Below are 10,297 nucleotides of genomic sequence, written 5' to 3'. Positions count from 1 at the left end.
TGAGGTCTGGAGGTTAGCCTGATAGGTGTAAACCTATTTCAGGACTAGACAAGGCTGTTGGCCAATCAGGCCGCTTCGCCGTGCAGCTGGACGACTTTCGGGTGCTTCGGCGCCTGCTCCATCGCCGCGACATCCGCCTTCATCTGCTTGAGCAGGGCGAACATGTACAGCAGCAGCACCACCGAGAACGGCAGGCCAGCCAGCACAACCACCGTCTGCATCGCGGTGAAGTTGCCGGCGAACAGCAGGCCGATGGTCGCCAGGGTCACCACCACGGACCAGAAGATGCGCAGCCAGTTGGGCGCGTCTTCGTCCAGGTCGCCTTCCTCGCGGGACAGGTTGGCCAGCATCACCGAGCCGGAGTCGGCCGGGGTGAGGAAGAGCACGAAGCCGACGCAGATCGACAGGCCGATCACTGCCTTGGACCAGGGGTAGTGTTCCAGCAGCAGGTAGATGGACATCGCCGGCTGCTCCAGCGCCGCCTTGCCGAGGTCCGCCGCGTTCTGGTTCATCACCAGGTCGATGGCGCTGTTACCGAACACAGACAGCCAGGCCAGGGTGAAGCCCAGCGGGATCAGCAGCACGCCGCTGACCAGTTCGCGCACGGTGCGGCCACGGGAGATACGGGCCACGAACATGCCGACGAAGGGCGCCCAGGAAATCCACCAGGCCCAGTAGAACAGGGTCCACAGGCCCATCCACTCTTCGCTCTTGCCGGACTGGCCGGTGTAGACGTAGAGGTCGAAGGTCTTCAGCACCAGGCCGTTGAGGTAGTCGCCGAGGTTCTGCACGAAGCCGTTGAGCAGGTGCAGCGTCTGGCCAGCCAGCAGCACGAATACCAGCAGGCCGCTGAACAGGATGATGTTCAGGTTGGACAGGCGGCGGATGCCCTTCTCGATCCCGGATACCGCGGCCAGGGTAGCTACCGCGCTCATCACCAGGATCACCGCCAGCAGTGCACCCTGGCTGTGGGGCATGCCGAACAGGTACTCGAGGCCGGAGGAAACCTGCAGCGAACCGATACCGAGGTTGGTCACCAGACCCAGCAGGGTCACGAAGATGCCGAAGCAGTCCACCGCATTACCCACCGCACCCTTCATCCGGCGCTCGCCGAACAGCGGGTAGAGCGCCGAGCGCAGGGCCAGCGGCTTGTTGTGGCGGTAGGCGAAGTACCCCACCGCCAGGCCCACCAGCGCATAGATGGCCCAGCCATGCACGCCCCAGTGGAGGAAGGTCAGCTGCAACGCCTGGCGCGCGGCGGACTGGCTGCCCGGCTGGCCTTCCGGCGGATTGTAGAGGTGGTCGATGGGCTCGGACGCCGCGAAGTACAGCAGCGAAATGCCGATGCCCGAGGAAAACAGCATGCCGGCCCACGCGCCGTAGCTGAAGTCCGGACGGCTGTCGTCGGCGCCCAGACGCAGTTGGCCGTAGCGGGAGAAGGCGACATAGAGGACGAAGAACAGGTACGCGCCGATGGCCAGCATGTAGTACCAGCCGAAGCTGCGCGACAGCCAGGCCTGAGCCTTGCCGAGCACATTGCCGGCGTCTTCGGGGAACACGATCAAGGCAACCGTGAGCAGCATGATGAGCGCGGTGGATCCGTAGAACACGACCGGATTCAGGCGCACCTTCCCGTGATTTGTTGTTGTTGGAGCTTTACTCATTTGGAAATACCAAGGCAGTTAAAGCAGGCGCCCAATGGGCGCAACGGCAGACCGCGCCTGTGGCTGCGACGGGTGGCAACCGCCGGCCGAAGGCCTGAAATCAGGTGCGGCGAACTGCCGCATCCCGCTTCATGGTGCGCAGCTTATTCTTTGTTGTTTGAACGTTCAATAAAAATAAAGTAGCCTGATTTTCGACCTGTCCGGAACGGTTCCGGGAAGCGGAGGAAACCCATGCCAAAAGTCGGAATGCAGCCCCTGCGGCGCACCCAACTGATCCACGCCACACTCGAGGCGGTGGACCAGGTCGGCATGGGCGACGCCAGCATTTCCTACATTGCGCGGCTCGCCGGGGTTTCCAACGGCATCATCAGCCACTACTTCCAGGACAAGAACGGACTGTTGGAAGCCGCCATGCGCTTCCTCATGAACGATCTGCAGGGCGCGGTGCGCAAGCGCCGCGAAGCCATGCGCGACGACAGTGCGCGCGGCTACATCCGCTCGATCATCGACGGCAACTTCGACGAGACCCAGGTCAACGGCCCGGCCATGAAGACCTGGCTGGCGTTCTGGGCCAGCAGCATGCACCAGCCGTCCCTGCGCCGTTTGCAGCGCATCAACGACCTGCGCCTCTACTCGAACCTCTGCTGGCAGTTCCGCCGCGAACTCGATGTGGAAAGCGCCCGAACCGCCGCACGTGGCCTGGCCGCCCTGATCGACGGCCTCTGGCTGCGCGGCGCGCTCTCCGGCGAAGCCTTCGAAACCGAGCAGGCCCGCCTGCTCGCCTACGAATTCCTTGATCAACAACTGACCAAGCAGGCGGCCTGAGCCGCCCGCCTTGCGACTACAAGACCTAGAGAGGACAACCACCATGGCCCGATTCGAAGAACAGAAGCTCTACATTGGCGGCCGCTACGTCGACTCCACCAGTGGCGCCAGCTTCGAGACCATCAACCCGGCCACTGGTGAAGTCCTGGCCAGCGTCCAGCGCGCCAGCAAGGACGACGTCGAGCGTGCCGTCGCCGCTGCCGTCGAAGGCCAGAAAGTCTGGGCCGCGATGACCGCCATGCAGCGCTCGCGCATCCTGCGTCGCGCCGTGGATATCCTCCGTGAGCGCAACGACGAGCTGGCCGCACTGGAAACCCTGGACACCGGCAAGCCGCTGGCCGAAACCAAAGCTGTGGACATCGTCACCGGTGCCGACGTGATCGAGTACTACGCCGGCCTGATCCCCGCCATCGAGGGCGAGCAGATCCCGCTGCGTGAAACCAGCTTCGTCTACACCCGCCGTGAGCCGCTGGGCGTGGTCGCCGGTATCGGCGCCTGGAACTACCCGGTGCAGATCGCCATGTGGAAATCCGCCCCGGCCCTGGCCGCCGGCAATGCGATGATCTTCAAGCCCAGCGAAGTCACCCCGCTGACCGCGCTGAAACTGGCCGAGATCTACACCGAAGCCGGCGTACCGGATGGCGTGTTCAACGTCCTCACCGGCAGCGGCCGTGAAGTCGGCCAGTGGCTGACCGAACACCCGCTGATCGAGAAGATCTCCTTCACCGGCGGCACCTCCACCGGCAAGAAAGTGATGGCCAGCGCCTCCAGCTCCTCGCTGAAGGAAGTGACCATGGAACTGGGCGGCAAGTCGCCGCTGATCATCTTCGAAGATGCCGATCTCGACCGCGCCGCCGACATCGCCGTCATGGCCAACTTCTTCAGCTCCGGCCAGGTCTGCACCAACGGCACCCGCGTGTTCGTGCCGCGTGCCCTGCAAGCCCGCTTCGAGGACAAGGTGGTCGAGCGCGTGAAGCGCATCCGCCTCGGCAACCCGGAAGATGCCAACACCAACTTCGGCCCGCTGACCAGCTTCGCCCACATGGAAAGCGTGCTCGGCTACATCGAAGCCGGCCGCAAGGAAGGCGCACGCCTGCTGATTGGTGGCGAGCGCGTCACCGACGGTGAATTCGCCAAAGGCGCCTACGTGGCCGCGACCGTATTCAGCGACTGCACCGACGACATGACCATCGTCCGCGAAGAAATCTTCGGCCCGGTGATGAGCATCCTGGTGTACGACACCGAAGAAGAAGTGATTCGCCGCGCCAACGACACCGAGTACGGCCTGGCCGCCGGCGTCGTCACCCGCGACCTGGCCCGCGCCCACCGCGTGATCCACAAGCTGGAAGCCGGCATCTGCTGGATCAACACCTGGGGCGAGTCCCCCGCCGAAATGCCGGTGGGCGGCTACAAGCAGTCCGGCGTCGGCCGCGAGAACGGCCTGACCACCCTGGCCCACTACACCCGCATCAAGTCCGTACAGGTCGAGATGGGCGACTACTACTCGGTGTTCTGACCGATGCCAGTGCCCAGGCGGCCCGGGGCATACCGGGCCGCACCATAGAACAAGATGCCGTGCCCCGGAGGTGACTCCGGGATTTCTAGCAGGTAAGTCACATGTCCCAAGAATTCGATTACATCATCGTCGGCGCCGGTTCCGCCGGTAACGTGCTGGCCACCCGCCTCACTGAAGACGCCGATGTCAGCGTCCTGCTGCTGGAAGCCGGCGGCCCGGACTACCGCCTGGACTTCCGCACCCAGATGCCCGCCGCCCTCGCCTATCCGCTGCAGGGTCGCCGCTACAACTGGGCCTACGAAACCGACCCGGAACCCTACATGAACAACCGCCGCATGGAGTGCGGCCGTGGCAAGGGCCTGGGCGGTTCCTCGCTGATCAACGGCATGTGCTACATCCGCGGCAACGCGCTGGACTTCGACGGCTGGGCCAAGGCCCCGGGCCTGGAAGACTGGACCTACCTGGACTGCCTGCCCTACTTCCGCAAGGCGGAAACCCGCGACATCGGCCCGAACGACTTCCACGGCGGCGACGGCCCGGTGAGCGTGACCACGCCCAAGACCGGCAACAACCCGCTGTTCCACGCCATGGTCGAGGCCGGCGTGCAGGCCGGCTTCCCGCGTACCGACGACCTCAACGGCTACCAGCAGGAAGGCTTCGGCCCCATGGACCGTACCGTGACCCCGGAAGGCCGTCGTGCCGCCACCGGTCGCGGCTACCTGGACCAGGCGCGCAACCGCCCCAACCTGACCATCGTCACCCACGCCCTGTCCGACCGCATCCTGTTCAGCGGCAAGCGCGCCATCGGCGTCGCCTACCTCAAGGGCAACAACGACACGCCGATCACCGCGCATGCCCGCCGCGAAGTGCTGGTGTGCAGCGGCGCCATCGCTTCGCCGCAACTGCTGCAACGTTCCGGCGTCGGGCCGGCGGCCCTGCTGCGCGACCTCGACGTGCCGGTCGTACATGACCTGCCAGGCGTGGGCGCCAACCTGCAGGACCACCTGGAGCTGTACCTGCAGTACGCCTGCAAGGAACCGGTCTCGCTGTTCCCGGCCCTGCAATGGTGGAATCAGCCGGCCATCGGCGCGCAGTGGCTGTTCCTCGGCACGGGCCTCGGCGCCAGCAACCAGTTCGAAGCCGGCGGCTTCATCCGCACCCGCGAGCAGTTCGAGTGGCCGAACATCCAGTTCCACTTCCTGCCGGTGGCGATCAACTACAACGGCAGCAATGCGGTGAAGGAACACGGCTTCCAGGCCCACATGGGCTCCATGCGCTCGCCGAGCCGTGGGCGCATCCACCTGAAGTCGAAGGACCCGCGCCAGCACCCGAGCATCCTGTTCAACTACATGGCCCACGAACAGGACTGGCAGGAGTTCCGCGACGGCATCCGCATCACCCGCGAAATCATGGGCCAGCCGGCGCTTGACCCGTACCGTGGCCGCGAACTGAGCCCGGGCGCGAACCTCAAGTCCGATGCCGAGCTGGACGAGTTCATCCGTACCCACGCGGAAACCGCCTTCCACCCGTCATGCTCCTGCAAGATGGGCACCGACGACATGGCGGTGGTAGATGGCCAGGGCCGCGTGCACGGCATGGAAGGCCTGCGGGTGGTGGACGCGTCGATCATGCCGGAGATCATCACCGGCAACCTCAACGCGACCACCATCATGATCGCCGAGAAGATCGCCGACCGAATCCGTGGCCGCAAGCCGCTGGCGCGTAGCACCGCCGACTACTACGTGGCGGGCGCCAAGCCGGTGCGTGGCACGCCGGTTCGCAAGCTGTAAGACGGCAGCCTGAACGCAACGCCCCCCCGGGACCGTTGTAGGTTGGCGTAGAGCGCAGCGAAACCCAACGATGGGCGAGCCCGACACTCCGCTTGTTGGGTTTCGTTCCTCTACCCAACCTAGGACGCTGCGTCATGACAGAAGGCCCCTGGTGCAAATCACCAGGGGCCTTTTTCATTTCCGTGCCGCTGCCACCGCCGTTGTGGGAGCGAATTCATTCGCGAAATTACCTGCACATGGGCATCGAGCCACGCCGACTCCATGATCGGTGCGCGCAGCGCACCCTACGGTTAGCCAAGTGTCCGGCCCGGAAGGAAGAGCTTGCCGGGTAGGGTGCGCCGTGCGCACCGGCGCTAACGGCCCTACTCCGGCAAATCCTGCCGGATCATCCAGTGCCCGCTGGGCGGCATCAGGTGGCTGATATCGAAGCGTTGGAGGTTGTTCCGGTCGATGACCTCGATACGTGGGCTGACACGCTGCGGCGACTGCTTGCCCTCCAGCGCACGGATGGCCAGGTCTACCGCGACCCGCGCCTGGAGCACCGGCGAATCCGTGGGTGAGGCCAGCACGGAGCCGTCGGTGATGGCCTCTAGGACCCGTTCGGTGGCATAGAGCGATACCACCTGCGCTTTGTAACGGCTGCCACCCGCCCTTACCAACTGGCCGGCAAAGGCGGCGGCTTCGGCGTTGCCGAGGATGTAATCCAGCTCCGGCTCACGGGCCAGCAATTGGCGCACCAAAATGGCCTGGGTGGAACGGTCCACCGGGCCGTAGCCACCCGCTATCAGGGTCACCCCTCCCTGCGAGTCGAATTCCTTCAGGCCTCGCTCGGCGTCAGCGACCCAGCCGGCGTCCTCGGGGCCGGGCAACCAGCCCACGCGCACCGGGCGCCCGCCACTGTGCTCACGGATGTAGGTCATCGCCGCCTTGGCCATGTCGGCGAAATCCACCTGGGCTCGGGCGGTGATGCCCGGGCAGTCGATGCGATTGATCAGGTCGATCACCGGCACCTTGTCGCGATGCAGCAGGGCGATCTCGTCGCAGAGCCCGTTTGCGCTGATGGCGGCGATCACATAGGCATCGGCGGCCAGTTGGCCGCAGCGGGTCAGCTGCGCCCGCTGCATGTCAGGGAACTGATAGCCACCGGCCTCGTATACCCCAAGCTGTATGCCCTGGCGCTGCGCTTCCTCGTCCAGCCCCCAGGCCACGCCCCACCAGTAGCGGTCCATGCCATGGGGCAGCAGGGCGCAGATGCGCCAGGGCTTGCTCGCGCCGGTGAGCGGCTGGTAACTGGCGTCGCGACCATCCACCTCGACCTGCAACGGAAACCACTCCGCCGCGAAGCAGGGTGCCGCACTCAGCCAACTCAGCAGCAGGGCACAGAGGGTCCGCATGGGGACAATCCTTCCATGGCAGGGGTGGGGATGGTTCGGATACTGGCAAGCCTAGCAGCCGGATGCCACTGAGCCTTGGTCTATACCGGGTGGAAACGGAACCGACCCGAGCCTAAAGTGCGCAGGGTCCCATACGCAAGGATCGACATGGCCGAGCCCGTCTCCCTCGACGCCCGCACCGCCCGCATGCTGCCCTGGCTGGTGGCGGTGGCCTTCTTCATGCAGGCCCTCGACGGCACCATCCTCAACACCGCCCTGCCCGCCATGGCCCGCGACTTGGCCGAGGACCCGCTGCGTATGCAGTCGGTGGTCATCGCCTACATGCTCACTGTCGCCCTGCTGATTCCGGCCTCGGGCTGGATCGCGGACCGCTTCGGCACGCGCCGCGTGTTCTTTGGTGCAGTACTGCTGTTCAGCCTGGGCTCGTTGTTCTGCGCCCTGTCCGCCACCCTGCCGCAACTGGTGGGCGCACGGGTGGTGCAAGGCCTTGGCGGCGCGCTGATGATGCCGGTGGGACGGCTGGTGGTGCTGCGTGCCTATCCCCGCACGGAACTGGTGCGGATCATGAGCTTCATCACCCTGCCCGGCCTGCTTGGCCCGCTCATCGGCCCGACCCTGGGCGGCTGGCTGGTGGAATACGCCAGCTGGCACTGGATCTTCCTGATCAATATCCCGGTGGGCCTGATCGGTGGTTTCGCGGCATGGCGCTTCATGCCCGACCTGCGCGGTAGCGGACCGGTGCGCCTCGACCTGATCGGTTTCCTGCTCTTCGGCACCGCCATGGTGCTGATCACCATCGCCCTGGAAGGCCTGGGCGAACTTCAACTGCCCCACGTGCGGGTGATGCTCCTGCTGCTCGGCGGCCTGGCCTGCCTCGCCGTCTACTGGCTGCATGCGGTGCAGGTCGAACGGCCGCTGTTCGCGCCATCGCTGTTTCGCACCCGGACCTTCGCCGCGGGCATCCTCGGCAACCTCTTCTCGCGTCTGGGCAGCGGCGCCCTGCCCTTCCTCACGCCGCTGCTGTTGCAGGTAGCGCTGGGTTATCCACCGGCCCAGGCGGGAATGACCATGATCCCCCTGGCGCTCGCGGCCATGGCCGTCAAACCCGTGGCCAAGCCCTTGCTGGACCGTCTCGGCTATCGCCGCCTGCTGCTCGGCAACACGGTGCTGCTAGGCATGATGATCGCCAGCCTGTCGCTGATCGACGCCAATACCCCCTATCCACTGCTGCTCCTGCACCTGGGTGCGCTGGGCGCGGTGAACTCGATGCAGTTCACCGCGATGAATACCGTCACCCTGCTGGACCTGGACGACCACCAGGCCAGCAGCGGCAACAGCCTGCTCTCGGTGGTGATGCAACTATCCATGAGCCTCGGCGTGGCGGTGGCGGCGGCGCTGCTCGGCGGCTTCGGCAAACCCGATGCGCCCAGCGTGCTGGAGGCCTTCCAGGCCACCTACCTGTGCGTCGGCGTGCTGACCCTGCTGGCAGCGGCGATCTTCTTCCAGTTGCCGGCGGACAGCGGCCGCGCCGTACGCCGGGTGCACAGCGATATCGACGAGTGACGGGGGAGGCGCGCAGGAGCCTGCTAAACTGCGCGCCATTTCGACTTCCAGGCCCGTCCCGTGACCACCACCGCCTTCTCCTCCCTGTCCCTCTCCGAGGCCACCCTGGCCAACCTGGAGACCCTGGGCTACCGCGACATGACGCCGATCCAGGCCCAGGCCCTGCCGCTGATCCTCAAGGGCCAGGACCTGATCGCCCAGGCCAAGACCGGCAGTGGCAAGACCGCCGCCTTCGGGATCGGCCTGCTGGAGCCGCTCAACCCGCGCTACTTCGGCTGCCAGGCGCTAGTACTCTGCCCCACCCGCGAGCTGGCCGACCAGGTGACCAAGGAAGTCCGCCGCCTGGCCCGTGGCCACGGCAACATCAAGGTGCTGACGCTCTGCGGCGGCGTTCCATTCGGCCCCCAGGTGGGCTCGCTGGAACACGGCGCCCACGTCATCGTCGGCACCCCCGGCCGGGTCCAGGAACACCTGCGCAAGGGCACCCTGGTGCTCGACGGCCTCAACACCCTGGTGCTGGACGAAGCCGACCGCATGCTCGACATGGGCTTCTACGACAGCATTGCCGACATCATCGGCCAACTCCCGGCGCGCCGGCAGACGCTGCTGTTCTCCGCCACCTACCCGGCCGGCATCGCCCAACTGGCCAAGACCTTCATGCGCGAACCGCAGCAGGTGAAAGTGGAGGCCCTGCACGACGACAGCCAGATCGAGCAGCGCTTCTACGAAATCGACCCGCGCCAGCGCATGGACGCCGTGCTGCGTCTGCTGCAAAGCAACCGCCCGCAATCCTGCGTCGCCTTCTGCCATACCCGTCAGCAATGCCAGGAGCTGGAAGCCCACCTGCGCGACAACGGCGTTTCCGCGCAATCGCTGCATGGCGACCTGGAACAGCGCGAGCGTGACCAGGTGCTGGCGCTGTTCGCCAACCAGAGCTGCAGCGTGCTGGTGGCCACCGACGTCGCCGCTCGTGGCCTGGACATCGCCGGCCTGGAAGCGGTGATCAACGTCGAACTGTCCCGCGACCCGGAAGTGCATATCCACCGTGTCGGCCGCAGCGGCCGCGCCGGCGAGAAAGGCCTGGCCCTGAGCCTGGTGGCACCGGCCGAAGCCAACCGTGCCCAGGCCATCGAAGACCTGCAACAATCGCCGCTCAACTGGCAGCGCATTGATGAGCTGATCGTGAAGAACCGCGATCCCCTGCTGCCGCCCATGGCCACCCTGTGCATCAACGGCGGTCGCAAGGAGAAGCTGCGCCCCGGCGACATCGTCGGCGCCCTCACCGGCGAAGCGGGGATTCCCGGCAGCCAGGTGGGCAAGATCGCCGTCTTCGACTTCCAGGCCTTCGTCGCGGTCGAGCGCAGCATTGCCAAGCAAGCGCTCAAGCGCCTCAGTGAAGGGAAGATCAAGGGGCGTTCCTACAAGGTCCGCATCCTCTAAAGGCTCAGACCCAGGACCTCGCGAGCTAGAGAAGAACAAGGCGCGAAACGTAGCGAAGCGGAGTAACTGCCGAAGGCTGGCCCGCAGGGCAAGCGCAGCGCGTCA

Annotated in this window: 7 protein-coding genes; 5 read left to right on the top strand and 2 right to left on the bottom strand. The window is 65.8% G+C overall.

The window, feature by feature from the left end; all coding sequences use genetic code 11:
• Window positions 1–65: 65 nt before the first annotated feature.
• A complete protein-coding gene (locus MnOB_RS10890; RefSeq protein WP_107504060.1) occupies window positions 66–1,610 on the bottom strand; it encodes a BCCT family transporter in 1,545 nt (514 codons plus the stop codon).
• A gap of 285 nt (window positions 1,611–1,895) precedes the next feature.
• Between MnOB_RS10890 and betI the strand changes: the two genes are divergently transcribed.
• The 3 genes from betI (at window position 1,896) to betA (ending at window position 5,795) form a co-directional block, all read left to right on the top strand.
• Complete coding sequence (gene betI / locus MnOB_RS10885; protein ID WP_077524235.1) at window positions 1,896–2,489, top strand: transcriptional regulator BetI; 594 nt, start codon at window positions 1,896–1,898, stop codon at window positions 2,487–2,489.
• Between the two features lie 43 nt (window positions 2,490–2,532).
• On the top strand, window positions 2,533–4,005 hold the full coding sequence (gene betB, locus MnOB_RS10880; RefSeq protein ID WP_077524234.1) for a betaine-aldehyde dehydrogenase: 1,473 nt from the start codon (window positions 2,533–2,535) through the stop codon (window positions 4,003–4,005).
• A gap of 101 nt (window positions 4,006–4,106) precedes the next feature.
• Window positions 4,107–5,795, top strand: coding sequence for a choline dehydrogenase (gene betA / locus MnOB_RS10875; RefSeq protein WP_077524233.1), 1,689 nt, complete (start codon window positions 4,107–4,109; stop codon window positions 5,793–5,795).
• A gap of 362 nt (window positions 5,796–6,157) precedes the next feature.
• Here betA and torT read toward each other — a convergent pair whose 3' ends face one another.
• Complete coding sequence (gene torT, locus MnOB_RS10870) at window positions 6,158–7,189, bottom strand: TMAO reductase system periplasmic protein TorT (RefSeq protein WP_077524232.1); 1,032 nt, start codon at window positions 7,187–7,189, stop codon at window positions 6,158–6,160.
• 147 nt (window positions 7,190–7,336) lie between these two features.
• Here torT and mdtD point away from each other — a divergent pair, with 147 nt between their 5' ends.
• Together mdtD and dbpA are read left to right on the top strand one after the other, a co-directional pair.
• Window positions 7,337–8,752, top strand: coding sequence for a multidrug transporter subunit MdtD (mdtD, locus tag MnOB_RS10865; protein WP_077524231.1), 1,416 nt, complete (start codon window positions 7,337–7,339; stop codon window positions 8,750–8,752).
• Between the two features lie 60 nt (window positions 8,753–8,812).
• A complete protein-coding gene (gene dbpA / locus MnOB_RS10860) occupies window positions 8,813–10,192 on the top strand; it encodes an ATP-dependent RNA helicase DbpA (protein ID WP_077524230.1) in 1,380 nt (459 codons plus the stop codon).
• Window positions 10,193–10,297 lie beyond the last annotated feature (105 nt).

Source organism: Metapseudomonas resinovorans (assembly GCF_002003485.1).
Taxonomy (GTDB): Bacteria; Pseudomonadota; Gammaproteobacteria; order Pseudomonadales; family Pseudomonadaceae; genus Metapseudomonas; species Metapseudomonas resinovorans_D.
Note: the sequence above shows the minus strand (reverse complement) of the source record. Positions and strands in the feature narration are given on the sequence as shown.